General features: G+C 60.2%; 27 protein-coding genes and 2 tRNA genes. 18 read left to right on the forward strand and 11 right to left on the reverse strand.

Going from position 1 to position 23,895, the window contains the following annotated elements; all coding sequences use genetic code 11:
- The first annotated feature begins 8 nt into the window (after positions 1-8).
- Positions 9-1,970, forward strand: a complete 1,962-nt coding sequence (locus HJB89_RS19995; protein WP_207582858.1) for a bifunctional diguanylate cyclase/phosphodiesterase — start codon at positions 9-11, stop codon at positions 1,968-1,970.
- A 130-nt stretch (positions 1,971-2,100) separates the two neighbouring features.
- The gene (locus HJB89_RS20000; RefSeq protein ID WP_207582859.1) at positions 2,101-3,153 is read left to right on the forward strand and encodes an enoyl-CoA hydratase/isomerase family protein; all 1,053 of its coding nucleotides are present in this window, start codon (positions 2,101-2,103) and stop codon (positions 3,151-3,153) included.
- Between the two features lie 12 nt (positions 3,154-3,165).
- Here HJB89_RS20000 and HJB89_RS20005 read toward each other — a convergent pair whose 3' ends face one another.
- The gene (locus tag HJB89_RS20005; RefSeq protein WP_221150434.1) at positions 3,166-5,226 is read right to left on the reverse strand and encodes an ATP-dependent helicase; all 2,061 of its coding nucleotides are present in this window, start codon (positions 5,224-5,226) and stop codon (positions 3,166-3,168) included.
- Between the two features lie 103 nt (positions 5,227-5,329).
- Positions 5,330-5,596 (reverse strand): hypothetical protein, encoded by a 267-nt coding sequence (locus HJB89_RS20010; RefSeq protein WP_221116121.1) that lies wholly within the window; start codon positions 5,594-5,596, stop codon positions 5,330-5,332.
- Positions 5,597-5,773: 177 nt separating this feature from the next.
- Between HJB89_RS20010 and HJB89_RS20015 the strand changes: the two genes are divergently transcribed.
- Together HJB89_RS20015 and HJB89_RS20020 are read left to right on the forward strand one after the other, a co-directional pair.
- Positions 5,774-6,034: a BON domain-containing protein gene (locus HJB89_RS20015; RefSeq protein WP_221133081.1), complete on the forward strand. Its 261-nt coding sequence runs from the start codon at positions 5,774-5,776 to the stop codon at positions 6,032-6,034.
- Between the two features lie 172 nt (positions 6,035-6,206).
- The gene (locus HJB89_RS20020; protein ID WP_221116119.1) at positions 6,207-6,470 is read left to right on the forward strand and encodes a hypothetical protein; all 264 of its coding nucleotides are present in this window, start codon (positions 6,207-6,209) and stop codon (positions 6,468-6,470) included.
- 253 nt (positions 6,471-6,723) lie between these two features.
- Here HJB89_RS20020 and HJB89_RS20025 read toward each other — a convergent pair whose 3' ends face one another.
- Positions 6,724-6,966, reverse strand: coding sequence for a DUF982 domain-containing protein (locus tag HJB89_RS20025; protein WP_003545294.1), 243 nt, complete (start codon positions 6,964-6,966; stop codon positions 6,724-6,726).
- A 307-nt stretch (positions 6,967-7,273) separates the two neighbouring features.
- Here HJB89_RS20025 and HJB89_RS20030 point away from each other — a divergent pair, with 307 nt between their 5' ends.
- The gene (locus HJB89_RS20030) at positions 7,274-7,690 is read left to right on the forward strand and encodes a hypothetical protein (protein WP_221116118.1); all 417 of its coding nucleotides are present in this window, start codon (positions 7,274-7,276) and stop codon (positions 7,688-7,690) included.
- A gap of 45 nt (positions 7,691-7,735) precedes the next feature.
- Here the strand turns inward: HJB89_RS20030 and HJB89_RS20035 are convergent.
- Positions 7,736-7,810: transfer RNA gene (locus HJB89_RS20035), tRNA-Thr, on the reverse strand.
- Positions 7,811-7,966: 156 nt separating this feature from the next.
- Between HJB89_RS20035 and HJB89_RS20040 the strand changes: the two genes are divergently transcribed.
- The 10 genes from HJB89_RS20040 to HJB89_RS20085 all read left to right on the forward strand — a co-directional run bounded on the left by HJB89_RS20040 (position 7,967) and on the right by HJB89_RS20085 (position 13,993).
- Positions 7,967-8,161 (forward strand): hypothetical protein, encoded by a 195-nt coding sequence (locus tag HJB89_RS20040; protein WP_221150435.1) that lies wholly within the window; start codon positions 7,967-7,969, stop codon positions 8,159-8,161.
- Between the two features lie 106 nt (positions 8,162-8,267).
- Positions 8,268-9,560 carry a UDP-N-acetylglucosamine 1-carboxyvinyltransferase gene (gene murA / locus HJB89_RS20045; RefSeq protein ID WP_207582866.1) on the forward strand — a complete coding sequence of 431 codons (1,293 nt, stop codon included), beginning with the start codon at positions 8,268-8,270 and terminating at the stop codon, positions 9,558-9,560.
- Between the two features lie 94 nt (positions 9,561-9,654).
- Positions 9,655-10,086, forward strand: a complete 432-nt coding sequence (locus tag HJB89_RS20050) for a DUF2948 family protein (protein ID WP_207582867.1) — start codon at positions 9,655-9,657, stop codon at positions 10,084-10,086.
- A gap of 65 nt (positions 10,087-10,151) precedes the next feature.
- The gene (gene hisD, locus HJB89_RS20055) at positions 10,152-11,450 is read left to right on the forward strand and encodes a histidinol dehydrogenase (protein WP_221150436.1); all 1,299 of its coding nucleotides are present in this window, start codon (positions 10,152-10,154) and stop codon (positions 11,448-11,450) included.
- 4 nt (positions 11,451-11,454) lie between these two features.
- Positions 11,455-11,928 (forward strand): UPF0262 family protein, encoded by a 474-nt coding sequence (locus HJB89_RS20060; RefSeq protein ID WP_221116117.1) that lies wholly within the window; start codon positions 11,455-11,457, stop codon positions 11,926-11,928.
- Entirely contained in the window at positions 11,925-12,410 is a 486-nt protein-coding gene (locus tag HJB89_RS20065) for a low molecular weight phosphatase family protein (RefSeq protein WP_221116116.1), read from the forward strand. The genes HJB89_RS20060 and HJB89_RS20065 overlap by 4 nt, the downstream gene beginning before the upstream one ends.
- A 123-nt stretch (positions 12,411-12,533) precedes the next feature.
- Positions 12,534-12,752, forward strand: coding sequence for a translation initiation factor IF-1 (gene infA, locus HJB89_RS20070; RefSeq protein WP_003545338.1), 219 nt, complete (start codon positions 12,534-12,536; stop codon positions 12,750-12,752).
- A gap of 55 nt (positions 12,753-12,807) precedes the next feature.
- Positions 12,808-13,428 (forward strand): Maf-like protein, encoded by a 621-nt coding sequence (locus HJB89_RS20075; protein ID WP_007633452.1) that lies wholly within the window; start codon positions 12,808-12,810, stop codon positions 13,426-13,428.
- A 37-nt stretch (positions 13,429-13,465) separates the two neighbouring features.
- Positions 13,466-13,678, forward strand: coding sequence for a DNA gyrase inhibitor YacG (yacG, locus tag HJB89_RS20080; RefSeq protein WP_049732883.1), 213 nt, complete (start codon positions 13,466-13,468; stop codon positions 13,676-13,678).
- A gap of 239 nt (positions 13,679-13,917) precedes the next feature.
- A tRNA-Phe gene (locus tag HJB89_RS20085) sits at positions 13,918-13,993 on the forward strand.
- Between the two features lie 79 nt (positions 13,994-14,072).
- Here the strand turns inward: HJB89_RS20085 and HJB89_RS20090 are convergent.
- The 4 genes from HJB89_RS20090 to HJB89_RS20105 all read right to left on the reverse strand — a co-directional run bounded on the left by HJB89_RS20090 (position 14,073) and on the right by HJB89_RS20105 (position 18,226).
- Positions 14,073-14,351: a transposase gene (locus HJB89_RS20090; protein WP_207582871.1), complete on the reverse strand. Its 279-nt coding sequence runs from the start codon at positions 14,349-14,351 to the stop codon at positions 14,073-14,075.
- 7 nt (positions 14,352-14,358) lie between these two features.
- Positions 14,359-15,804: an HlyD family type I secretion periplasmic adaptor subunit gene (locus tag HJB89_RS20095; RefSeq protein WP_221150437.1), complete on the reverse strand. Its 1,446-nt coding sequence runs from the start codon at positions 15,802-15,804 to the stop codon at positions 14,359-14,361.
- Positions 15,805-15,818: 14 nt separating this feature from the next.
- Positions 15,819-17,546 (reverse strand): type I secretion system permease/ATPase, encoded by a 1,728-nt coding sequence (locus tag HJB89_RS20100; RefSeq protein WP_207584250.1) that lies wholly within the window; start codon positions 17,544-17,546, stop codon positions 15,819-15,821.
- A 104-nt stretch (positions 17,547-17,650) separates the two neighbouring features.
- Positions 17,651-18,226: a PE-PGRS family protein gene (locus tag HJB89_RS20105; protein WP_207582873.1), complete on the reverse strand. Its 576-nt coding sequence runs from the start codon at positions 18,224-18,226 to the stop codon at positions 17,651-17,653.
- 605 nt (positions 18,227-18,831) lie between these two features.
- Here HJB89_RS20105 and HJB89_RS20110 point away from each other — a divergent pair.
- The 3 genes from HJB89_RS20110 (at position 18,832) to HJB89_RS20120 (ending at position 21,802) form a co-directional block, all read left to right on the forward strand.
- Positions 18,832-19,920: a hypothetical protein gene (locus tag HJB89_RS20110; RefSeq protein ID WP_221116114.1), complete on the forward strand. Its 1,089-nt coding sequence runs from the start codon at positions 18,832-18,834 to the stop codon at positions 19,918-19,920.
- 798 nt (positions 19,921-20,718) lie between these two features.
- Complete coding sequence (locus HJB89_RS20115; protein WP_221116146.1) at positions 20,719-21,426, forward strand: response regulator transcription factor; 708 nt, start codon at positions 20,719-20,721, stop codon at positions 21,424-21,426.
- Positions 21,427-21,601: 175 nt separating this feature from the next.
- Positions 21,602-21,802, forward strand: coding sequence for a hypothetical protein (locus tag HJB89_RS20120; RefSeq protein ID WP_207582875.1), 201 nt, complete (start codon positions 21,602-21,604; stop codon positions 21,800-21,802).
- 31 nt (positions 21,803-21,833) lie between these two features.
- On the opposite strand, the gene HJB89_RS20125 is transcribed toward HJB89_RS20120, so the two are convergent.
- The 3 genes from HJB89_RS20125 to HJB89_RS20135 are packed head-to-tail and all read right to left on the reverse strand — an operon-like array spanning position 21,834 to position 23,894.
- On the reverse strand, positions 21,834-22,559 hold the full coding sequence (locus HJB89_RS20125; protein ID WP_207582876.1) for an SDR family oxidoreductase: 726 nt from the start codon (positions 22,557-22,559) through the stop codon (positions 21,834-21,836).
- Positions 22,560-22,570: 11 nt separating this feature from the next.
- Positions 22,571-23,632: an ABC transporter ATP-binding protein gene (locus tag HJB89_RS20130; RefSeq protein ID WP_207582877.1), complete on the reverse strand. Its 1,062-nt coding sequence runs from the start codon at positions 23,630-23,632 to the stop codon at positions 22,571-22,573.
- Positions 23,633-23,687: 55 nt separating this feature from the next.
- A complete protein-coding gene (locus HJB89_RS20135; protein ID WP_221116112.1) occupies positions 23,688-23,894 on the reverse strand; it encodes a DUF2160 family membrane protein in 207 nt (68 codons plus the stop codon).
- Position 23,895 lies beyond the last annotated feature (1 nt).

Here is a 23,895-nt window from a genome sequence, read left to right on the forward strand (position 1 = left end):
AAGGGAAGATGAAGAACTTTCTGGCCTCACTGCAGCTGCAAAAAGACAATCCGACGCTTCTGACGGCGCAGTTCCGGGCCCTGTCGTCTCAGATCCCCATTCTCTATATCCTGCTGGTCATCAACGCCCTTGCGGTGGCGATCACCCACCTCAAATCCGCGCCGCTCTGGCTCTCGCTCTATATTCCTGTCGCCTTGAGCATCGTCTGTGTCTTCCGTCTCTGCTGGTGGGAGATCAGGGGCAAGGAAAACGTCACAGCCGAGCGGGCTTACAGGCTGATGAAGATCACCATATCGGGCGCCGGTATCCTCACGATCGCTTTCGGCAGCTGGGCGATCGCGCTTTACCAATACGGCGATGCTTCCCAACAGGGCCAGATCGCCTACTTCCTCGTCGTCACCGGCATTTCCTGCATCTTCTGCCTGATGCATCTGCCGATGGCGGCAGCGCTCACCACGGTCATCACCTTCTCGGCCATGGTGGCGACCTTCATGTTCTCGGGCAATCCGGTTTTCGTGGCGACCGCCGTCAGCGGCCTCTTCCTGATCCTGCCCTTCCTCAGGGTGATCAACAGCTATTTCCAGAATTTCGTCGGCCTAGTGCAATTGACCGAGGAATTGAAGCAGAAGCGGGCGGAAGCCGAGGAGCTGAACCTCGTCAACAGCCGCAACGCCCTGCATGACCAGCTGACGGGCCTCGCCAACCGCCGCAGCTTCTTTCTCTCGCTGGAAAAGCGGCTGCAGAAGGATCCGTCCGCGCCGCCCGTCCTCGGCATTCTCGATCTCGACGGTTTCAAGCCGGTCAACGATGTTTTCGGCCATGCCGCCGGCGATCTCGTGCTCAAGGAGACCGCCCGCCGCTTCACCGCGCTGGTCGGCGAAGAGGGTATCGTCTCCCGTCTCGGCGGCGACGAGTTCGGCATCATCTTCCCCTGTTCGATGACACGCCAGGCGATCGCCGATCTCGGCCAGGCGCTCTGCGCCGCCGTTCGCGATCCCTACGAAATCCCTGATGGCTCAGTTCGCGTTTTCGGCTCCTGCGGTATCGTCTATCCCGAGATCGGCAAATACACCGCCGAGGATCTCTACGAGAAAGCCGATTTTGCCCTCTACCAGGTCAAGAGCAAGCGCAGCAGCGGCGTCGAATTCTTCTCGGCGGAGCACGAGAAGATCCTGACGCAGCGCCACCTGATCGAGCTCGAGCTGCAGGCGAATGATTTCGCCAGCGAATTGAAACTCGAATATCAGCCGATCGTCGAACTGAAGAGCGGCCGCGTCGTCGGCTACGAGGCGCTTGCCCGCTGGGACAGCGCCCGCTTCGGCCGCATCAGTCCCGACGCCTTCATTCCCGCTGCCGAGCGCACGGCGGTCATCGGCCGGATAACACGCATCCTTTTTGCCAGGGCGCTCGAAGCGCTGGCGATCATTCCACGCCATCTCCGGCTCTCCTTCAATCTCTCTGCGCGCGATATCTGCGACCATGAGACATCGATGGCGCTGCTTGGCATGGTCACCCGCTCCGGCATCGATCCCAGGCGCATCGAATTCGAGATCACCGAGACGGCGCTGCTTTCCGATTTCGACACCGCCGACCAGGTCATCTCAATGCTGCGGGCTGCCGGCATCTCGATCGCGCTCGATGATTTCGGCACCGGTTATTCCAGCCTCAGCCATATCCACCGTCTCGGCTTCGACAAGCTGAAGATCGACAAGGCCTTCGTGATGAATTTCGATCGCGACGCCCGTTGCATGAACATCACCCGCTCGGTCGCCAATCTCTGCCAGAATCTCGGCATTGCCTCCGTCGCCGAAGGCGTCGAAAGCGAGGCGATCGCCGAGGGCTTGAAGGCGGCGGGCGTTCGTCTGGCGCAGGGCTATCATTTCTCGCGGCCGCTGCCGCTGGAACTTGCAATCGACTATGCCGCCCGGTGCGAAGCCGCAGCCTCCGCCCGCAATTCGCTCTCTGCCTGACCGGTCGATCCCCGGCCGATCTTAAATCGACTGGAGCGACGTTGCATCGTCGTCTATTCATGGTCTCGAGCCTTTCCCGGGCAGAATGCTTCAATCTGACCAGGAAAGACTTCGACAGCGGAGGTGAACCATGCAAGACGGCGAAGTCATCATTGAACAGCAGGGCACTGCCGGCATCATCCGGCTCAACCGGCCGCGGGCGCTAAATAGCCTGACGCTGCCGATGATCCGGACGATCACTGACGCTCTTGATGGTTTTGCCGGGGATGCCGACGTGGCGAGCGTCGTCATGAGCGGGGAGGGTGAACGCGGCCTCTGCGCCGGCGGTGATATCCGCGCCCTGCATGAAAGCGCCCGCGCCGGCGATGGTCTCGCGGGCGCCTTCTGGCGCGAGGAATTCCGCCTCAACCATCAGATCGCCGCCTACCCCAAACCCTATGTGGCGCTGATGGACGGCATCACCATGGGCGGCGGCGTCGGCCTGTCGTCGCACGGCCGCCACCGCATCGTCACAGAGCGCACGCGGCTTGCCATGCCCGAAACCGGCATTGGCTATGTCCCGGATGTCGGCGCCACCTGGCTGCTGCCGCGCGCCCCCGGCGAAGCCGGAACATGGCTCGGCCTGACCGGGCTCGATATCGGTGCTGCCGACGCAATCCACGCCAGCCTTGCCGACCTTCAGATTGCGTCGTCGCGGCTCGGCGCGGTGATCGATGCGCTGTCTGTCCTGCCGCGCGCCGGCTCCCCCAGCGATGTCGATGCGGTGCTGCAGGCGCTTTCGGAGCCTGCAGGTGAAAGCCGGCTCAGGCAGAACGCATCGGTGATTGATCGCGTCTTCTGTTTCGACAGCGTCGAGGAGATCCTGGCAGCACTTGCCGGGGAGGAGGGCGACTTCGCCGCCGAGACCCGCCGGGTGCTGATGACCCGCTCGCCGACCAGCCTGAAACTCGCCTTGGCGCTGCTGAGAGCCGGCCGCCGCAGCGCTTCACTTGCCGAATGCCTCGGCCGTGAACTCGGCGCCTGCCTGCAGATGCTGGATAATCCCGATTTCTTCGAAGGCATCCGCGCCGCCGTCATCGACAAGGACCGCAATCCGAAATGGTCGCCGGCAAGTATCGAGGCTGTCGGGGCTGCAACGGTCGAGCGCTTCCTGAAACCGGCCGAGCCGCCGCTTTCGCTTTGATGGATTATCTGGTTATCGCCACATGCCGCGCATGCGGGCGCCGACATCGATGCGAACCTGCCGCGCCTGCGCTTGCGCGGCAGCTCCGGACTTTGCCTGCGGCCAGCTGCAGGCCTCGAAGAACTGCAGCAGAGTTGCCGGAATGAAGCGGCTGCGGGAGGCGTAGACGTGCCGGTCGCCCTGCGAATTCTGCCCATAGGTAAAGAAGCGTTGCGGCACGACGAGGTCGAGACCATCCCGGGCGCGGGTCATTGCCACATAGAGCAGCCGGCGCTCCTCCTCGATTTCCGCAGTGGCGCCGACGGCGAGATCGCTCGGAATGCAGCCGTCGACGACATTCAGCATGAAGACTTTCGTCCATTCCTGGCCTTTGGCGGAATGGATGGTCGACAGGATGAGATAGTCCTCGTCGAGCAGCGGCACGCCTGCCTGGTCGCTGGTCGCATCCGGCGGATCGAGAGTGAGCTCGGTGAGAAAACGCTCGCGCGAGGCATAACCGCCGGCGATCTGCTCGAGTTGCAGCAGATCGGCCTGCCGGGTCGCTGCGTCCTCGTGCAGCCGTTCCAGATGCGGCGCGTACCATTGCCGCGCCAGGCCGATTTCCGCCGGCCATCCGGCCTTGCCGGATTTCAGCTCCTGCAGCGTCGACACGAAGGACGTCCAGTCCTCGCCGGAGCGCGGCGGCGCCGGCATGGCGGCAAGCGCCGATATCGGGCTCGCATCCTCGGCCATCAGGTCGAGCGCCTTCTGCGCCGTCGACGGCCCGACGCCCGGCAGGATCTGCATCAGCCGAAAGCCCGCCACCCGGTCGCGCGGGTTCTGCGCGAAACGAAGGGCGGCCAGCATGTCCTTGACATGGGCGCTGTCGAGAAACTTCAGCCCGCCGAACTTGACGAAGGGAATGTTGCGCCGGGTCAACTCGACCTCCAGCGGCCCGCTGTGATGCGAGGCGCGGAACAGCACGGCCTGCTGTTTCAGCGTCAGGCCTTCCTCGCGGTTGTCGAGCACCATGTCGGCGACATAACGCGCCTGGTCGGCCTCGTCGCGCACCGAAACCAGACGCGGCCGCTCGGATGATTGCCGCTCGGTCCACAGGTTCTTGGTGAAGCGCTCCGAGGCGAGATCGATGACGGCGTTGGCCGCCGCCAGAATCGGCTGCGTCGAGCGGTAATTGCGGTCGAGGGTGACGATATTGGCGGCCGGGCTGAAGGCGGCGGGAAAATCGAGGATGTTGCGCACCGTCGCGGCGCGGAAGGAATAGATCGACTGGGCATCGTCGCCGACGACGGTCAGCCCCTGGCCGCCGGGCTTCAGCGCCAGCAGGATCGACGCCTGCAGCCGGTTGGTGTCCTGATATTCGTCGACGAGCACATGGTCGAAGCGGCTGCCGATATCCTCGGCGATCACGCTCTCGCCGACCATTTGCGCCCAGTAGAGCAGCAGATCGTCGTAGTCGAGCACGTTCTGGCTCTGCTTCGCCTCGACATAACAGGCGAAAAGCTCACGGAGCTGTTTCTCCCAGGCCGCGCACCAGGGAAAGGCGTCGCGCAGCACCTGATCGAGCGCGGTTTCCGAATTCACCGCCCGGGAATAGATGGCAAGGCAGGTGCCCTTGGTCGGAAACCGGCTTTCGGTTTTTGAGAAACCGAGATCGTGCCGGATCAGGTTTATCAGATCGGCGCTGTCTTCGCGGTCATGGATGGTGAAGTCGGCATCGAGGCCGATCTGTTGGGCATAATCGCGCAACAGCCGCGCGCCGATGCCGTGGAAGGTGCCGGACCAGGACAGCGCATCGGCCATGACCCCGGCATTCGAGCCCAGCACGTCGCGGCAGATGCGCTCGACACGCCGCATCATCTCGGCGGCGGCCCGGCGGGAGAAAGTCATCAGCAGGATGCGGCGCGGATCGGCGCCCTTGACGATGAGATGGGCGACCCGATGCGCCAGCGTATTCGTCTTGCCGGAGCCGGCGCCGGCAATGACCAGCAGCGGCCCGGCAATATGACTGCCGTCGATGAGCGTGCCGTGCTCGACGGCCATGCGCTGCTGGGGATTGAGCTTTTCGAGATACATCCAGCCGTCCGGTCGGGCTCTCGCAGAATCACTGCGGAAAATTAGATGTTCCTTGAATGTTCGCGATTTCAGCCGCTGTCAAGCCTGCCGCTCCAACGCAACGTCAATCGGGGAAATCCGGTCCGATCACGCGCCGCACCAGCTTCAGGCTGCGGTCCGGCTGAAGAATATAGGTTTCCTCCACGCGCTGGCCGGTCCCATTGTAGAACTGGTTATAGACGGCGCTGCCGACCGGCGACTTGGTGAGCTTCGTTCGCGGCTGCCCGCCATAGGTGATGCTGCCGGGAATGGGGTCGAGCGCCGGCGTATCGGCCGACGAGCAGCCGGCAAGCAATACCCCGGCAAATAAGGCGGACAGAAGCGCTTTCATCGTCATCATCCCTCTTTCGACTGCAGCCAGATATGGAAGCCGCGGCGCCTTTCGCCAAGGGGTGCCCATGCCACCGCGCAGGTATCGCTGTCGAGCAGGCTCTTCTTTTCCCGGGGACGCAACGAATGCGTCGCTGCGGCGTTAACAGTCATCAACCAACATTAGGAAACGTTCACGGTGCTCGGCTTTCCAGCATTCACGGGGCATGGCGAGCCCGGCCGGCAGGGCCACAGCGATGCCGCGACGCGCGCCTCGGTGGAGAGCGCCCTTCATGCGGCCGCCGATATCGAAGCCGGCGAAATCACCGTCAGCCTATCGGGCTCCTATGTCATCCTGGAGGGCTTCGTGCGCCGGCGGGGCGATGTCGAGCGGGCGATCGAGATCGCCGAGGGCGTCGTCGGCCGAGGCTATGTGCGTGCTCGCTTGCTGCGACGCTAATGCATGTCGCCTAAAAGTGTGCAGCGGTTTTAGGACAACGACCTGCATCAAATAAAAGTCCGGTGAAGGAGATGCTCCGCCGATCTGCGCGCTCATCTCTTTGCGATGCATGAAGGGAACCAAAATGCTCTCTCGCGTGTTGAAAGGCCGGACCTAACCGCTGGAGACTCTCATGCAGTTGCTTCCTCGCCTGTGGGCAACGACCTTGATAGTGGGTTGTGGTGTCTTTGCCGGCTCCGCCCATGCCTCGCTGGAAACCGGCACGAATTACTCCGCTTTGCCGAAGGACCAGATCGCCCTCAACGAATATACCGGGGCCGTCGCCTGCACACCGGTAGAGCCTCACTATCTGCCCTCCTTCATCCGCGCGGCAGATGGTACCATCATCGGTGTCGGTTATGTCGAGATCGCGAATGAGAGCGGCGCGGATTGCTGAAAAAAGGCGGTCCTGCTCGGACGAGGCTCGCCTGCGTTTCCGCAGAGAGTACGAGCCTCTAACCATCATCATGATGGCTGGGCATCTTCCGTGAAGACACCTGTACCAGGCGCAACGCCTGTTGCATCAAATCCCGGAAAGCATTTGTTGCAGGGTTAAACCAAAATTAAAGCCCAAAATTAAAGCATTATCCCGTTCCGGCACGCTTGCGCGCCCAGAAGGCGAAAATCGCCCGAAATTCCTTGCCGAAGTGCTAATGCAACTTCAGCTTCGCCTCTTCGGCGGCCGCCAGAAACTCGGCTCTTGCTTCTTCCACGCTCTTGCGCCCGTCGAGCGCTGCCCGGCAGGTGCTGCGGGCCTTGATATAACGAAGCCCGCGCATACTCGGCCAGAGATCCGCCAGGCACTTCAGCGCATCGAACGGACCATTGACCGTTCGCGCATCCGCACCTTCGAAACCAACCTTGACCGGGCTGTTCCATCTTTCAGTTGCCATTGACGCTCCTCCACGATTGTCGACAGAAACGAAGCGCAGCATCTCCCAGTTCCTCCGGGGAGACTTTGCGATAGTTAATACTCTAGCGTGATTTTTGCCGTCAGCAATGGGCGGAATGGATTGCAGCCGGTGAGGCGAAATTTCCGCTGGTGAGATTCGCGGAGCGATCGGGCCGGCGAGAACCAAAATTTCGTTGGTATTTGTAAGCATGACGAATAAGGAGAAGGGAATTTTTGGAAGGTGCAACCACTCCTATGGCGCCGGCGCGGCATCATCGCTACCATGCTTGTGAAGCCGAGGGCTCCACATGGGTTTAGGTCGAAATCTGATTCAGGCTGCTTTTCTCTGCGGAGCCCTGGCTATGCCGGTCCTCGCCCGCGGGGCAGAGGTGTCTGCTGAAGACGCTCTCCTGACGCGTCTCTCCATTGAAACCGTCCCAAGACTCCAGCGGGAATATTTGCGGGCTACCCTGACACCCCAGGATGAAGGCACGGCGATAGATGTTGCTGCCTATGTTTGGTCTAAGGCTTTTGATCGGTGGGATGTCGAAGGTATATTCGATGGAACTTTTTCGTGGCTTCACGCGCCAATTAAGGACGAAGTGACAGTCACCAGAGAACTGATTGAACTGTGGCAGTTTTCGCCGTTTATACCTTACTATCTCGAGGTAACCGAGATTCCCGACTGCGCAAACAAAAGCGTGCTGCTTCCCAGCTGTTACTAGCTTTGCCGAGGGGCGCAAAGGGAGGTCATGTTCTTACCGAAAAACTGGTGCTGCCGAGTGGGATTGAACCACCGACCTCACCCTTACCAAGGGTGTGCTCTACCACTGAGCTACGGCAGCAGGACCAGTACCCGTGCGAGCCGTGTGGCTCACATCGCGGGAACGGGGCGGCTATTGCCACAGCTTGGCGGCAAGCGCAAGCAGCAAATTCCAACTTTGCGTGGATTGGGATGCAAGGGCCTTTTGGATCGGAGCGAATTCGGCTAATCCTGTCACATGAATGAAAAGACCGAAACCGGCCAGCATAGCCGCAAAGAGGCGATCGAGGCACAGGCGAAACTGCGCCGCGAGCGCGCCGCCGAAAAACTCCGGGAAAATCTTTCAAAACGCAAACAGCAGGTGCGCGCCCGCCGTTCCGGGCAAGCCGACGAAACAAATGGACTGCCTGCCGCAAAAATGGACGAATCGTAATGTTCCGTCCGCGGCGAATTGAAGCGTCGCCAAAAATCCCTTAAACACCCCACTCCTATTCCAAGGCAGTACTTTCAGGAAAGGCGGGCGCGGCCCGTAAGCGCACATGGATCGTATCAGAATCGTCGGCGGTAATGAGCTGAATGGTATCATTCCGATTTCCGGCGCCAAGAATGCCGCACTGCCGCTGATGATCGCCTCGCTTCTGACCAGCGATACGCTGACGCTCGAAAACGTGCCGCATCTGGCCGATGTCGAACTGCTGATGCGCATCCTCGGCAATCACGGCGTCGATGTCGCGGTCAACGGCCGCCGCGAACGCCAGGAAGATTCCTATTCGCGCACCATCCATTTCACCTGCCGCACCATCGTCGATACCACAGCCTCCTATGAGCTGGTCTCGAAGATGCGCGCCTCCTTCTGGGTCATCGGCCCGCTGCTGGCGCGCGAAGGCCATTGCCGCGTATCGCTGCCGGGCGGCTGTGCCATCGGCACGCGTCCCGTCGATCTTTTCATCGACGGCCTGACGGCGCTCGGCGCCACCATGGAGATCGAAGCCGGTTATATCAACGCCAAGGCGCCGAATGGCGGCTTGATCGGCGCGCGCTACACCTTCCCGAAGGTCTCCGTCGGCGCCACCCATGTGATGATGATGGCGGCAACGCTTGCCCGCGGCACCACGGTGATCGGCAATGCCGCTCGCGAGCCTGAGGTCGTCGATCTCGCCAACTGCCTGAACGCCATGGGCGCCAAGATCTCGGGCGCCGGCACAGCGACCATCACCATCGAAGGCGTCACCTCGCTCTCCGGCGCCCGACACCGGGTGCTGCCGGATCGTATCGAGACCGGCACCTATGCCATGGCCGTCGCCATGGCCGGCGGTGACGTCGTGCTCGAGAATACCGATATGGCGCTGCTCGAAACTGCGCTGGAAACGCTGCGCCGCGCCGGCGCGGACATCTCTGAAACCAACAACGGCATGCGCATCAAGCGCAACGGCGCCGGCATCAGGCCGGTCGATATCGTCACCGATCCGTTCCCGGGTTTCCCGACCGATCTGCAGGCGCAGTTCATGGCGCTGATGACCCGCTCGTCCGGCATCTCGCATGTCACAGAGACCATCTTCGAAAACCGCTTCATGCATGTGCAGGAGCTTGCCCGCCTCGGCGCCAGGATCACGCTGTCCGGCCAGACGGCGAAGATCGAGGGTGTCCAACGCCTGCGCGGTGCGCCCGTCATGGCGACCGATCTGCGCGCCTCCGTCTCGCTCGTCATCGCCGGCCTTGCCGCCGAGGGCGAAACCACGGTCTCCCGCGTTTATCACCTCGACCGCGGTTTCGAGCGGCTCGAGGAGAAGCTGACCCGCTGCGGCGCCGTCGTCGAGCGCATCAGCGAGTAAGCGGCACTCATCCCGGTTGCGTAATTGGCCGCAGCATCTTATTTCCCTTGTCTACGCATCGCCATTCCGGCGGTGCCTGCTGGGGTAAGACTGAATGACCGATCTGAAGCTTGTTGCGCTCGATGACGAGGACCTCGCGATCATCTCCGCGCATATGCAGGACAGCGTCTTCAAGGTCGGCGACATCGACTGGTCGCCGCGCGACGCGCAGTTCGCCCTGGCCGTCAATCGTTTCGTTTGGGAAGGCGCCGAACGCAAGCGCAAGGGTTTCGAGCGCCGCCGGGCCGCCCTGGTCTTCAAGCGCGTGCTGGCCGTCCGGTCGCTCGGCATCGATCGTGGCAAACGCGACGAGGTGCTGTCATTGCTGGCGCTGCGATTCGATAAGAAGGGCGACGGACCGGAAGGTACGATCGAGCTGTCGCTGTCCGGCACCGCCTCGATTGCGCTCGATGTCGAATGCATCGAGGTGCAGCTCGCCGATATCGGCGGTGCCTGGGAGGCCTCCTCCAAGCCTCGCCATCGCTGACGCCGCTGACGCTTGACGTTTGACGTTTGAACATCGCAGTTTCGAGTTGAGAAGGAAAATCGGCCTTGGCAATCTGGCTGGATCAGGCATCGGAAGGTTTCGAGCAGCATTTTGCCGCCTTTCTGACGACGAAGCGTGAAGTCTCGGAGGATGTGAACGTGGTCGTTCGCGCCATCATCGATGATGTCAGGGCCTGCGGCGATGTGGCGCTTGCCGAATATTCGCTGAAGTTCGACGGCATCGATTTCGCCACCGTGCCGATGCGTGTCACGCCGGAAGAGTTTGACGCCGCCGTTGAGGCGGTGCCGTCGGAAGTGCTGGGTGCGCTGAAGCTCGCGGCACTGCGCATCGAGAGCCATCATCGCCGGCAGCTGCCGAAGGACGATATCTACGAGGACGACCTCGGCGTCGGTCTCGGCTCGCGCTGGACGGCGATCGAAGCGGTCGGGCTCTATGTTCCGGGCGGCACCGCGAGTTATCCGAGCTCGGTGCTGATGAATGCCGTGCCGGCCAAGGTCGCCGGCGTCGATCGCATCGTGATCGCCGTTCCGGCCACCGGCGGCGCGGTCAATCCGGCGGTGCTTGCCGCCGCCAAGCTTGTTGGTGTCACGGAGGTTTATCGTGTCGGCGGCGCCCAGGCGATCGCGGCTCTGGCCTATGGCACTGAGACCATTGCCCCGGTCGCCAAGATCACCGGCCCCGGCAATGCCTATGTCGCTGCCGCCAAGCGCCATGTCTTCGGCACCGTCGGGATCGATATGATTGCCGGCCCCTCCGAGGTGCTGGTGATTGCCGACAAGGACAATAATCCGGATTGGATCGCCGCCGACCTCCTGGCGCAGGCCGAGCACGATGTCAGCGCCCAGGCGATCCTGATCACCGACAATGCCGACTTCGGCAAGGCGGTGGAACAGGCGGTCGAACGCCAGCTGATGACGCTGAACCGCACCGAGACGGCGGCGGCAAGCTGGCGCGATTTCGGCGCGGTCATCCTCGTTGCCGATCTGAAACTGGCTATTCCCTTGGCGAACCGCATCGCTGCCGAGCATCTCGAACTCGCCGTCGCCGATCCGGACCGGCTGCTCGACGGCATCCGCAATGCCGGCGCGATCTTCATCGGCGCCCATACGCCCGAGGTGATCGGCGATTATGTCGGCGGTTCGAACCATGTGCTGCCGACGGCGCGCTCGGCGCGCTTCTCATCCGGTCTTTCGGTGCTCGATTTCGTCAAGCGCACCTCGATCCTGCGCCTCGGTCCGCAGCAGCTGCGCACCCTCGGCCCAGCGGCGATCGCCCTTGCCGTCTCCGAAGGCCTCGATGCCCATGCGCGATCGGTCGCGATCCGCCTCAACCTCGAAAGGTGAGGGCATGGCGAAGGGCGATTTCCGGCTTTGCGACGTCGTCCTTGACGATACGATCGGCCGTTCGACGCCCGATGTCGAGCATGAACGCGCCGTCGCCATCTTCGATCTGATCGAGGAGAACAGTTTTGCGCCGCTCGGCCATTCCGGCGGGCCCTACCGGCTGAAGATCTCGCTGGTCGATTCAAAACTGGTTTTCGCCGTCACCACCGAAGAGGGCGGCGACGTCGCCACCCATATCCTGTCGCTCACACCCTTCCGGCGGATCGTCAAGGATTACTTCATGATCTGCGAGAGCTATTACGAGGCGATCCGTTCATCGACGCCGAGCCGCATCGAGGCGATCGACATGGGTCGGCGCGGCATCCACAATGAAGGTTCGCAGACGCTGAAGGATAGGCTGACCGGCAAGATAGAGGTCGATTTCGACACCGCCCGGCGCCTGTTCACCCTGGTCTGTGTGCTCTACTGGCGCGGATGACGGCAATGGATCGCGCCGCCGACATCGAGGAGGGAAAGAGGCCGGGCGCCATCCTTTTCATGTGCGGGATGAATTCCATCCGCTCGCCAATGGCCGAAGCGATCGCCCGTAGTATTCTGCCTGGTAATACCTATATCAGGTCGGCCGGCGTACGCGCCGGCGAGCGCGATCCTTTCGTCGATGTCGTGCTCGATGAGATCGGGCTTTCCCTCGGGCGCCGCCTGCCGCAGACGCTGGAAGAGCTCGAGGACGATTATTTCGATCTGATCATCACGCTGTCGCCGCCGGCCCATCATGCCGCACTCGAGCTGACGCGATCGAATGCAATCGACGTCATCTACTGGCCGACCATGGATCCGACGGTTGTCAGCGGAACACGCGAGCAGATTCTGGAGAGTTATCGCGAGGTCCGCGATCACCTGGCTGGCCTCATCGAAAGCCGGCTACTCAAACGAAATGGCATTGCCGCGCAAACGGCATGAAAACAAATAAAGGAAAGGCCGTCCAACAAGGTTCACAAACCTGCGTTGATTGTGTAGTTTCCGCGCAAATTTTAAAGGCGCGCGCTGCGCTGCCTATTCAACCCACAGGAAGAAAACACTTATATGCCGAAAGAAGAAGTCCTCGAATTCCCCGGTATCGTCACCGAACTTCTGCCGAATGCGACGTTCCGCGTGAAGCTCGAAAACGAACACGAGATCATCGCCCACACCGCCGGCCGCATGCGCAAGAACCGCATCCGCGTTCTCGCCGGCGACAAGGTGCTTGTGGAAATGACGCCCTACGATCTGACCAAGGGCCGCATCACCTACCGTTTCAAGTAAATTTGCCAAAGGTCTTGCAAGGGGTGTTCCCCCGCCTGCCGATGGTCGAGGTTCCATGGCGCTGAAATACAAGCTCATTCTGGCCTCGGGCTCGCCCCGTCGCGTCGACCTGCTCAACCAGGCCGGCATCGAGCCCGCGCGCCTGATGCCGATGGATATCGATGAGGCGCCGAAGAAATCGGAGCATCCGCGTTCGCTCGCCCGCAGGCTTTCGGCCGAGAAGGCCGAGGCAGCGCTCGCCGCCATCAAGGGCGACATCACCTGGAAGGGCAGCTATATCCTCGCCGCCGATACGGTGGTCGCCGTCGGCCGGCGTATTCTCGGCAAGGCCGAATTTGCCGACGAGGCGTTGAGTTCGCTGCATCTGCTGTCGGGACGCAACCATCTCGTCTACACCGGCGTTTGTCTGGTGACGCCGGATCGCAAGATCCGCCAGAAGATCGTCGAGACCAAGGTGCGCTTCAAGCGCCTCTCCGGTTTCGAGATCGAGAACTACCTGGCCTCCGGCCAGTGGCGCGGTAAGGCAGGCGCCTACGGCATCCAGGGCCTTGCCGGCACCTTCGTGCAGAAGATGGTGGGCTCCTACACCAATGTCGTCGGCCTGCCGCTTTATGAAACCATTGTGCTTCTGACCGGCGAAGGCTTCGATGTGCATAGCCGGTGGCCCGAGGGTTGAAGCCCGCGGCCAATTCCTGAATTAGGACGGACCGATTGTGCCTGAAGACAAAAAAGCCGCCGCCAAGGTCGAACCGCTGCGCAAGGCGCGCCCTTGCCCCGAATGCGGCAAGCCCTCTCACCGCGAACATTACCCCTTCTGCTCCAACCGCTGCCGCGAGGTCGATCTCTCCCGCTGGCTGACCGGCGCCTATGCGATTCCCGTTGCCGACGACGAGACCAAGGCCGAATATCCGGATGAGGAAAACTGAAGCATGTCATCAGGGAGCGTGAAGCGATTCCGGGAGTATGACATGCATAAAACAACGAGCTAAAGCGCCCGCGAAGCTATTATTTTTCCTCATGAATCGGCAAAACCGGCAGGACCGTCAAAAAAGAGTCATTTGACCGCTTGCCATGGCCGAACAAGATGCTATAACCCCGCTCGCTTCCGGGGCGCACCAAAGCCCCGCGGTTCTTTTTCTGAAAAAGGTCCATCGGAAGCTGGTTAGCCCAGGTAGCTCAGTTGGTAGAGCAGCGGATTGAAAATCCGCGTGTCACTGGTTCGATTCCGGTCCTGGGCACCACACATTTCCCTACTAATCGTATGCATAGTATCGGATAGCCTTAGCCAGAAGGCGGCCAACAAACCCCTCTGCTGACAGTTTAGTTTCGCCCTTTCGATGTCTTCGCCAGCATCTCGCTCAGCGTTGCCGCCGAGAGCATGGATTCGGCCAAAAGCTTCTTGAGCTTCTGGTTTTCTTCCTCCAGGGCTCTCACCCTTCTGACATGAAGACCGACATTTCCGAACTGCAGGGATTGCCACCGATAGAAGGTCGGCTCGCTGATGCCGTACCTGTGGCAAACATCTGCCACCGTCACCCCGGCTTGGTGCTCCTTCAGAATGCCCGTAATCTGGTCGTCGTCGAATTTTCTCTTGCCCATCACCGCTTTAGTCCTCACGAAATGCTCTGTTGAAACTGTCGAGAAGAGGTCTGAGTGCATAGAGTGCCACGCTGCTTTTGCCGGTCTCGATCAGGGTCTGTGCGGGCATGCCGGCGACCATTTCGACATCCTTCATTTTCGCCAACCGCTCGTCCGTTACGCGGATTGTCGCGGCATAGTAGGGTTGGCCGCTTGCCGTATCGGTGAGACGGTCCGCCGATACATACTCGACCCGACCTTTCAGGAGTGGAACGCGCCGCTGATTGTATGGAAGGAGGTGAACCTGTGCCGCGAGCCCGGCACGAACGACATTGATATCTTCCGGCCTGACGTGGACAGACACGACAAGGCGATCGGAGCGCGGCAGAAGATCGACGAGCGGTTCGCCCGCGCCGACTACCCCACCGGCTGTGTGGATGCGCAGGTTCATGATTGTTCCATCTTCGGGCGCACGGATATCGGTCCTTGAAAGCTGGTCGTCGATCGCCCGCAAGCGCTCGCGCAATTGCATGATCTGGCTTTCCGTAGCACGCATGCCCTGGGCGACTTCGCTCAACCGGTCGCTCTCAAGCTTTGCGAGATCGGCCTGTGACTCGCTGATCACCTGGTAGGCGCGAGAGATCTGTGCCTCTACTTGACCCTGCTGGCCGTCAAGGTCTGCTTTTTCCCGCTGGAGGTTGAGAAGCCTGCTCCTTGTTTCCAGTCCCTTGGCGTTGAGGGCCGTAACCTGATCCAGTTCTTGGCTCGAGATTGCGGCTCTGTCGGCCAATGCTGCCTTTTGCGCGCCAAGTCCGACGATTTCCTGCCGCACCTGCGCGATTTTTTCATTGGCGATCTGAATTTCCGCCTGCATGACCCGGCGACGGGCTTCGAAGATTTTCTGTTGACCGATCAGAATCGCGCTGACCGAAGGATATTTGTCGATTGCTGCCCTGAGATCCTCAGGATAGGCGACATGGTCGTCGCCCGTCTGCTCCGCAAGCAGGCGGGCGCGGCTTCCTTCGGCGTCCCAAAGTTGCCCTTGGATGCTGTCGCGCTCCGAGCGAGACTTCGTGTCGTCGAGTTCTATCACGATTTGCCCGGCCATGACGGCATCGCCGTTTCTGACGCGGATCCGTCGCACAATTCCGCCTTCCAGATGCTGAATGGTCTTGCGGCTGGACTCCGGTTCGATAACGCCCGATGCGATCGCAGCGCTTTTCAGCGGCGCCAGAACCGACCAGATTCCCAATCCGACGATGAAAACCAGGATCAACAGGTTACCCGTCCAAACAACGCCTCTCAGCCCCGGCATGGGCGAAGACGGGGCCGGTCCGCGCTGTTTCTGTTCGATCACCGGCGAATAGACCGTCTGTTGCCTGGCTGTCGCTGTCGATCGTTGAGCGAACCGCTGGTCCGTCCTTGGCGAATTTGAAACTCTCGCCGGCGTTGCGTCCAGTTGAACCAGGGTCATGGCGGCGTCCCTCCCTACGTTCCTGTTCGAGACGGTGGTTGAAGATAGGTTTCATAAATCCGCTCACTGTCGCCGATGGCAGCCACAGTCCCGTTACGCATGATGGCAATCTTGTTGGTGACTGGCAGGATCCCCATCCGGTGCGTTATGATAACGACGGTCATCCCCCTGGATTTCATGCGCTCGATTGCAGTGAACAGCATCCGTTCGCCGTCATAATCCAGGCTCGAGTTCGGATCGTCGAGAACGATCAGAGATGGATTTCCATAAGCCGCGCGTGCCAGTCCCAGCTGTTGACGCTGAGCTCGAAGGAGCAGGTTCCCACCCTCACCGATATCGGTCTCGTAGCCCTGGGGCAGCCGCATGATCGCGTCGTGCAATCCAACCAGCTTCGCGGCGTCGATTGCTTTGCCGGGATCTCCTCCGTCCAGCCGGCCGATCACATCCTTGATCGCTCCTCCGAAAAGTTCGATGTCTTGCGGCAGGTATCCGACGTGGCGGGTCCCTCCGCAAAGGCGCAGAGCCGTGATATCGACCCCGCCGAGAAGAGCACAGCCGCTCGTTGCTTGCACAACGCCTGCCATGACGCGACCGAGAGTCGATTTCCCCGATCCCGACGGACCGATGAGCGCTATGCAGTCGCCGGGCGCGAGGCGCAACGTGACGCCTGTCAATATCGGCCGATCGGCGAATGGCTGGATGTAGCTGACGTCATCGAGAACGAGGCCGTTACGTTCCGGTACCGGCACCATTCGGGCATCCTGGTTCGATGCAACGGCGATCAGCATTCTGTTCAAGCGATTGAAAGCATTGCGTGCAAAGGTAAAGGAGCGCCATGCACCTATTGCGCCCTCGATCGGTGCAAGCCCGCGCCCGAGCAGCAAGCTCGCAACGAAGATGATTCCGGGACTGCCGTTGTTTACGAGCACCAGCCATGTAGCAGATCCCATCATGAGGATCTGCGCGAGTGTGCGGATCGATTTGGAGAATCCAAGAATGATCTCCGTGCGATGCATCGCGATGTCCTGCGTTCTTCTCGCCATTTCCGCCTCGCGATAGACCATCATCGCTGCGCCATCCTGCATGCCCATTGCCCGGATCACCTCGATGTTTTTGAGGGCGGTCGCAAATCGGAAATAGCTCCTCGAAAGGGCAAGGTTGGCGTGGGCAAGCGGCTCTCGCGTCGCCAGTTCCGTCAGGAACGCGAACAGCAGAAGTGCAAATGCGCATAGAAGACCGATGGTCCCAAGCAGCGGGTGAACAAGAAACAGCAGGAGCAGGAATACTGGCGCCCAGGGAACGTCAAAAAAAAGGGCGCTAGCCGGTGAATCGAGGAATTGGCGTAGTGCGGCCAGGTCCCTGTAACACTCCGTGGCGGCTCCCGCATCGGCGAGCGCGGCATATTCGAATGATGCGGTCAGCACCATGGGCCGGAGCCTGTGGTCCAGCCAGCTACCGATGCGCGAAAGAGCTGCCCTGCGCACGATGTCCAGCATGGACCCGACCAACACTGCTATGGCGATGATCATCGTCAGCATCAGCAGCGTGTCGGCACTTCGGCTCGACAGGACCCTGTCATAGATCTGCAGGAGATAGATGGAAGGCGTCAGAAGAAAGAGGTTATAGCCGCAGCTATAGAGGAAGACCAACCCGAAGGCTCCGGCACAAGCCCGGAGCGCCGCAACGAGGTGTGTCTGCGGCCGCGATGGCTTTATCGATGGCTTTATCGAAATCGTTGTCATCGTCAGATCTCGCTGCACTGGATACTGACAAGAAGAGGCTGCGGGCTGGTTCAGTAAGCCTGAGGGTCGCCAGTCGAAACGAGCGACCCTCAAGGGAGATGAGTTCATGAGCCAAGATGGCTGACATCGATATGGCCGAAGGCGTTTATGAAATGATCGAGATCATTGTGCACCGTCGTCGTTTCTGGATTGGTGTGAACCAATGCTGACGAGATGTCGCCGCCCAGAGCGTAGTTCCCGTTGCCGCCGTTACCGCCGACGCCTGCGAGAATGGTGGCATGCTGATCGGCCACGAGCTGCGTATATTGTGTCGCGGTCGTAGCCGCAGCCACCGCAGCCGTGTCGTGGCCGCTTGAGTTTCCTTGACTGCCGTTGGAGTCGGAATCTCCCCCCGCGCCGCCGGCGCCGCTGTTTGAGATTGCCGCCAGGAAGCCGTTCTGGGCCTGGGTAAAGCCACCGGGTCCGCCATTGCCGGCGTCCCAATCTGCCGTCTGCCAAACGTGATCGCCGTTGTGCAGATGGGTAGATGCCCCGTCGACCGTTTGCACGGGGTCTACATATGCAACCGGGTTGTAGTCAATATTCCCATTATTGTGGCCATCACCGCCGTTGCCGGCATTCGCGTCACCTGCATCTGGGTGATTAAGGTGAATCGTGTCAGATATTTGTGGGATAGGCATTTCAGTCACTCCTTCTACTTTGGTTCGTCCGTTTTAATTCTACGGCGTTCCCCCTACGGCGTGGGTATTAGTATGTCACCGCCAGACAATACAGCCGCAGGCGAATATTGCCCGCGATTCAATCTGCGTACTATCTAGATATTCGGCGACATTCCTTCGGGCGTATGCTTGGAGGTGGCGGAGCGTTATTTTGGATTGGTATTTGGTGATCTTGCGCCGGATGGGATGAGCATGATCATGTCTGCGGCCTCGTCGAAGCGACGTCGTTTTTCCCAAACGGCCGCCGAAGCGAACCGGCCGTATTCCGAGGTCCTGACCAGGCTGCGCTTGGCGGAGGAGATTCTGTTTGGGGCGAGAAAAATCAACCCGCCACGAAAACGGAGGCCAATGCAGGACTCTAGCCCGAAGGCGGGTTGAGTGCTGTCAAACCTGCACAACGGGGCGTTACGGCCATGATAGCCAAATGGCTATAGACCTAGCCGACGGGATGTAGACGAATTGCAGGCTCTGCTTTTCTTAACTTCAGAGGCACAATGGCTGAATAATTCAGGCTACATGCGCGACACGCTTGGCGGACGTGCGGTTGACCGCGGATGGAGACGGCAATGACGGAAATTCGTCCCTTCTTGGAAGATTCGCCCAAAGCGGGCACCGATCAAAACCTCGCCTCCAGTCTGGCCGCGGGGCATCTGGCGCTGGTGCCGACCTGGCTTCCATTGGATGTTGCTTCCGGTTCGAGCTCCAATTCAGCCGGCAGCGGCGGTGACGGGATAAGCGAAGGCGTGATCAGCAGCAACGCATTGGCCGTCTTCATGCCGTCCAATGCCGCTATTGCGGGACCTCATTCGAGCGCCGACGCTTTCCAGGGCAACGATGCGCTCATCAATCAGCATCCCACCGAAATGGCCGGGATAGGCGGGAATGGCGGAAGCGGCAATGTTGCCGTGGGCAGCGGCGATGGCGCCAATCATGCCGGCACTGGGGGAGATGGCGTCTTCTACGGTGGACTCGTAAGCACCGAAGTCGCGCTGTTTGCCCCCGTGAATACCGCTGTGGCTGCGGGCCCTGGCGCGGAGGCGCACGCCGAGCAATCGAACAATGCTTTGTTTCTGCAGGGCGCAACCCAGATCGGCGGCATGGGCGGCTCGGGCGGAGACCATAACGTCGCGAGCCATGGCTCGTCGATGAGCCCGGGAACGGCGCTGACATTGACCGGCGACTTTTATGCGGGCCACGGCGGCGATGGATATTTCGTCGGCAGCATGGTCGACATAAGTATAGCCATCTTCTCGCCGATCAACATCGCCATCGGCGCCGCAGGCGGCTCGGCGGAGGCTCATCAGACAAACAATGTCATTTTCGATCAGGGCACTGTGCAGATCGCCGGCATCGGCGGCAACGGCGGTGGCTTCAACCTGTCGTCGGACACGATCTTCACCGGCAACCATGCGGGTGGCGGTGGCGGCGACGGATCGTCAACCGGCAGCATGGTCGACGTCAATGTCGGCTATTTCCATCCCATCAACATTGCCGTTCCCGCCGGTGGGACGGCGGACGCCCAACAGATCGATCATGTTCTCTATGATCAGCATGCGCTTCAATTGGCCGGCATCGCAGGCCACGGCGGAGACGGTAACCTCACCGACGCCCATTCCGCTCTGGTAGACGACATTCTGAGCTTCATGCATGGCTAGAGCGCGCCGCGATCTTTCAGTTTCGCTCCTCGCGCTTGAGGTCGTTGGTTTTACGCATGTCGTTATCGCAAAACTTTTTGCGCGACATGCTCGCTAGCGGATAGCTCCCCACCTGCATCCGACATGACCCCCGAACGGCCGGCTCACTGGGATGCCGAACAATCCACCATGATCGCATCCGCATTGTCGCCGATTCGGCCGTCAGAGGCCGTGACCTCTGTCCGGCATCTGGCTGGTGCCGGCGCGATGCTGCCTAAGTGAAAACGATGCCCAACTGGGTAATAATGCATCGATAGAGCCGAATCATTTAGTAATCATAATGGGTAGTCGGTGATCTTGTCCGTCTGTTGCTTTTCGCGTTTGCTGTTTTGCTGTCGGGTCTGCGACAATTTTGAATTGAGATATGGTAACAAAGCCAAGATGATCGGAATCTAGTTATATCAAGTAGATCTTTTCTGAATGGATCTTCATTATATACGTTGCCTTTTCAGTGCCTTTGAAAGCTCTGTTGACCTGCTTGCCGTACGTGAACTCGGAGAAGACCGGTAAGTCTGAAGCGACAAGTCGAATCTGCATGTCATCATGAACAAGCTCTTCAATGTGCTCTGCAGGCCCCAGTCATCTCTCGCTGAAACCTTAGCTATAAGAATTATCATGAGAGATCTGACTATCGATATCGACAATAGACTCTCTTTTTATCATGACATGTAGTGAGAACAGGCATAGTATGAATGCCTGTTGGTTGCAAATATTCTGGGGAGCACGCAAGTGTCCGACAGTGCTGGAATTAAGCGCCGTATGGGGCGCAATGCACCAACTGTGATCATCGTTGGGCATTCTACACTGGCGCGCACGACCGTAGTGAAGCTTCTTGAGCGTGAACTCGCCGGCTGGAACTTTATCGATTTGATCTCGACCGAGAGTCTCGATCGAGCACTTGGAGCCGAGGTGCGTTTGATTGCATTGGATCTGGCCGGAAGAGGTGTTGAGAGCTCCAGCCTGCGTGATGACCTCGCGGCGATTACGGCACGTTTTCCTGAGGCTCCTATCACGTTGCTCTCAGGTACGGATGACGCCATCATAGCGCGTCAAGCGCTCAAGGTGGGCATCCGCGGCTTTTTCTCGACTTCACTTCCCGTTGACATTGCCCTTGCCGGTCTTGGTCTCGTTCTGGCAGGAGGAACCTTTTTCCCGCAGCTTTTGGGAGCGGTCACAAACGGCTCAAACGAACATAGTCCGGCCAGAAACGAGGCTGAAAAAAGATTGGATGATAGGACGCAGTACTTGGCGATTGCCGATTTCACTCCTCGCGAAGCGGATGTCCTCGCAGAGTTGCAATGTGGATGCTCAAATAAGGTAATTGCAGGAAAACTCAATTTGTCGGGGCATACGGTAAAGATGCATGTGCAACACATCATGCGCAAGCTGCAGGCGCAGAACCGCACTGAAGTGGTTGCCCGTTTGGTTCAAAGAGCCGCCGACGGGCGTGACGCCTTGCCGAATTAGGCAGTGTCGCCAGTACCGGGAGCTGTCTCAACGAAAGCGTCTACACCAGGGAAACACCACCGCCCGCGCGGCGGCCGTGGTGTATGCGAGCGTTCGTTTCACCCGGTCTTATATCGTGAATCCCTAATGGGAACTGCGAGTCCGGCCATCCGTTATCCATTGAGCAACGGAGGACATGAATATGCGCAAGAAGAAAGCCATCGTCGAGGCGGCGCTCGAGTCCGAGTATGAGCGCCAGCCGCTCGGGATTATGAATACGGAGCAAGCCCTGGAGCTTGAGGATTCCGACGGTCTTGTTTTCAGTCATCCGGATAAAGAGGCCGGCGTGACGGATCATTTTGTTGATCAGGACCAGTTGCGCCGTTTGGTGCAGTAGATCCTTGAAAAGACGCGCGGCGCCGTCAACGTCACGCAATCATGAAGCCGCCGTCCACCGGCATCGATATCCCGTTCACCATCGCAGCCTGATCTGAGAGCAGGAAAAGAACGACGTCGGCGATGTCACTCGGCTCGGCGAAGCGGCCGACGGGAATTCGCTGCTTCATCCCGGCGGCCTTGTCGGGATCGCTCCATGCCTTCACCGCCATTGGCGTCAGCGTCACCGTTGGGTGGACGCCGTTCGCGCGTATGCCGTGCGGCCCAAGTTCCTTTGCCATGACACGCGTCAAGCCGTCCAATCCACCCTTCGACGCACAATATGCAGCGTGGTCGGGGATGCCGATAAACGACGCGACCGATGAGACATTGACGATGGCGCCCTTGCGGCCCTCCTTAATCAGCGAACGAGCATATTCCTGCGCCACGATCATCGGAGCACGCGTGTTGACCGCAACAAGACGGTCGAATGCTTCGACTGTCGTATCCAGGAAAGGCTGCAGTTCGGTCGTGCCGGCGCAGTTGACGAGGAAATCTGCCGGAAGGGCCGCGATCGCCGCCTCCCTGGTCGCATCGGCGTCCGCGAGATCGACCTGTATGGCGCGGCAGCCGGGTTCCTCTCGCAGCAGGTCGACGTCGCTCGCACTGCGGGTCAGAGCGACGACCTCAGCACCACGCTCGATGAGCATCCTCGCAATTTCGCGTCCGATGCCTTTTCCAGCACCGGTAACGATGACCGTCTTTCCTTTGAAGTCCATGGTGGTCTCCCTCACAGTCTCTGGCCCGTTTCCCGATCGAAGATATGTGCACGTCGGGGATCGATGTGGAAGTACATCGTCCGTCCGGGATCTACCTCGATGCGCTCGCGGATCAACGCGTCGATGGGCACGCCTCCGACGCGGCCGAAGATCAATGTCTCCGAACCCGTGGGCTCGAACACCGATACCTCTACCGGAACGCCGTCGTCGCCGATGGTGATATGCTCCGGTCGGATGCCGTAGGTCACGGCCCTTCCTTCATCCACCTTGGTGTTTTCCATGGGAAGGGCGACACCTTGGTCGGTGACGACAAACTTCCTGCCGTCGCGGGTGGCGACGCGGCCCTGAAGAAGATTCATCGATGGGCTGCCGATGAAGCCGGCGACGAAGAGGTTGACCGGGAAGTCGTAAAGATCGAGCGGCTTGCCGATCTGCTCGACCCTGCCGTCGCGCATCACCACGATCTTGTTGGCCATCGTCATCGCCTCGATCTGATCGTGGGTGACGTAGACGGTGGTGGTCTTCAGCCGCTGGTGAAGCTCCTTGATCTCGACGCGCATGGTGACGCGAAGTTTGGCGTCGAGGTTCGACAACGGCTCGTCGAACAGGAAGACCTTCGGATCGCGGACGATGGCACGGCCCATCGCCACGCGTTGACGCTGCCCACCCGACAATTGCTTCGGATAGCGGTCGAGATAACGCGTCAGGTCGAGGATCTCGGCCGCCCTGCCGACCTTCTCGTCGATCTCCGCCTTGGGGCGCTTGGCCATCTTCAGCGGAAAGCCCATGTTCTCGGCGACGGTCTTATGGGGGTAGAGCGCGTAGCTCTGGAAGACCATCGCGATGTCGCGCTCCTTCGGAGGAGCGTTGGTGACGACACGGCCGCCGATCCGGATGTCACCGCTGCTGACGGTCTCGAGACCGGCGATCATCCGCAGCAGGGTAGACTTGCCGCATCCGGAGGGCCCGACCAGCACGACGAATTCGCCGTCCTCGATGTCGACGCTGACGCCGTGCATGACCTGAAGCGCGCCATACTTTTTGGTGACGTCGCTTACCTGTACGTTTGCCAATGTCGTTCCTCCCTAAAGCAGCGCGGCTTTTGTCTCTGTGGTGTTACTCATCGGCTCATCCCTTCCAGACGACGTAGACGCCGAGGACTGCCGCGATTGCCGCCGCGAACCATACCGAAAGCCCGAACGGCTCGATGAACCGCATCCAGAACAGCGAGAGCGCGACCCAGAGCACCACCGAGATGAAGAGCCGGTCGAACCAGTTCGTTTCGATCGGCAGAAATCCCGGCTTGCGTTCGTTATTTCCTGATTGAGACGTCATT

Origin of the sequence: Rhizobium sp. NZLR8 (assembly GCF_019685025.1) — a bacterium.
Taxonomy (GTDB): domain Bacteria; phylum Pseudomonadota; class Alphaproteobacteria; order Rhizobiales; family Rhizobiaceae; genus Rhizobium.

Coding starts and splice junctions, on each gene's coding strand:
- HJB89_RS20025 (WP_003545294.1), bottom strand. CDS start 6,966: ATGGCAACTGAAAGATGGAACAGCCCGGTCAAGGTTGGTTTCGAAGGT.
- HJB89_RS20040 (WP_221150435.1), top strand. CDS start 7,967: ATGAATGAAAAGACCGAAACCGGCCAGCATAGCCGCAAAGAGGCGATC.
- HJB89_RS20110 (WP_221116114.1), top strand. CDS start 18,832: ATGACGGAAATTCGTCCCTTCTTGGAAGATTCGCCCAAAGCGGGCACC.
- HJB89_RS20005 (WP_221150434.1), bottom strand. CDS start 5,226: ATGTATCTCGAAAAGCTCAATCCCCAGCAGCGCATGGCCGTCGAGCAC.
- HJB89_RS20065 (WP_221116116.1), top strand. CDS start 11,925: ATGACGGCAATGGATCGCGCCGCCGACATCGAGGAGGGAAAGAGGCCG.
- infA (WP_003545338.1), top strand. CDS start 12,534: ATGCCGAAAGAAGAAGTCCTCGAATTCCCCGGTATCGTCACCGAACTT.
- HJB89_RS19995 (WP_207582858.1), top strand. CDS start 9: ATGAAGAACTTTCTGGCCTCACTGCAGCTGCAAAAAGACAATCCGACG.
- HJB89_RS20010 (WP_221116121.1), bottom strand. CDS start 5,596: ATGAAAGCGCTTCTGTCCGCCTTATTTGCCGGGGTATTGCTTGCCGGC.
- HJB89_RS20095 (WP_221150437.1), bottom strand. CDS start 15,804: ATGACCCTGGTTCAACTGGACGCAACGCCGGCGAGAGTTTCAAATTCG.
- HJB89_RS20060 (WP_221116117.1), top strand. CDS start 11,455: ATGGCGAAGGGCGATTTCCGGCTTTGCGACGTCGTCCTTGACGATACG.
- HJB89_RS20100 (WP_207584250.1), bottom strand. CDS start 17,546: ATGACAACGATTTCGATAAAGCCATCGATAAAGCCATCGCGGCCGCAG.
- HJB89_RS20125 (WP_207582876.1), bottom strand. CDS start 22,559: ATGGACTTCAAAGGAAAGACGGTCATCGTTACCGGTGCTGGAAAAGGC.
- HJB89_RS20075 (WP_007633452.1), top strand. CDS start 12,808: ATGGCGCTGAAATACAAGCTCATTCTGGCCTCGGGCTCGCCCCGTCGC.
- HJB89_RS20135 (WP_221116112.1), bottom strand. CDS start 23,894: ATGACGTCTCAATCAGGAAATAACGAACGCAAGCCGGGATTTCTGCCG.
- HJB89_RS20000 (WP_207582859.1), top strand. CDS start 2,101: ATGCAAGACGGCGAAGTCATCATTGAACAGCAGGGCACTGCCGGCATC.
- murA (WP_207582866.1), top strand. CDS start 8,268: ATGGATCGTATCAGAATCGTCGGCGGTAATGAGCTGAATGGTATCATT.
- HJB89_RS20050 (WP_207582867.1), top strand. CDS start 9,655: ATGACCGATCTGAAGCTTGTTGCGCTCGATGACGAGGACCTCGCGATC.
- HJB89_RS20090 (WP_207582871.1), bottom strand. CDS start 14,351: ATGGGCAAGAGAAAATTCGACGACGACCAGATTACGGGCATTCTGAAG.
- HJB89_RS20020 (WP_221116119.1), top strand. CDS start 6,207: ATGCAGTTGCTTCCTCGCCTGTGGGCAACGACCTTGATAGTGGGTTGT.
- HJB89_RS20115 (WP_221116146.1), top strand. CDS start 20,719: ATGGGGCGCAATGCACCAACTGTGATCATCGTTGGGCATTCTACACTG.
- HJB89_RS20105 (WP_207582873.1), bottom strand. CDS start 18,226: ATGCCTATCCCACAAATATCTGACACGATTCACCTTAATCACCCAGAT.
- HJB89_RS20030 (WP_221116118.1), top strand. CDS start 7,274: ATGGGTTTAGGTCGAAATCTGATTCAGGCTGCTTTTCTCTGCGGAGCC.
- HJB89_RS20120 (WP_207582875.1), top strand. CDS start 21,602: ATGAATATGCGCAAGAAGAAAGCCATCGTCGAGGCGGCGCTCGAGTCC.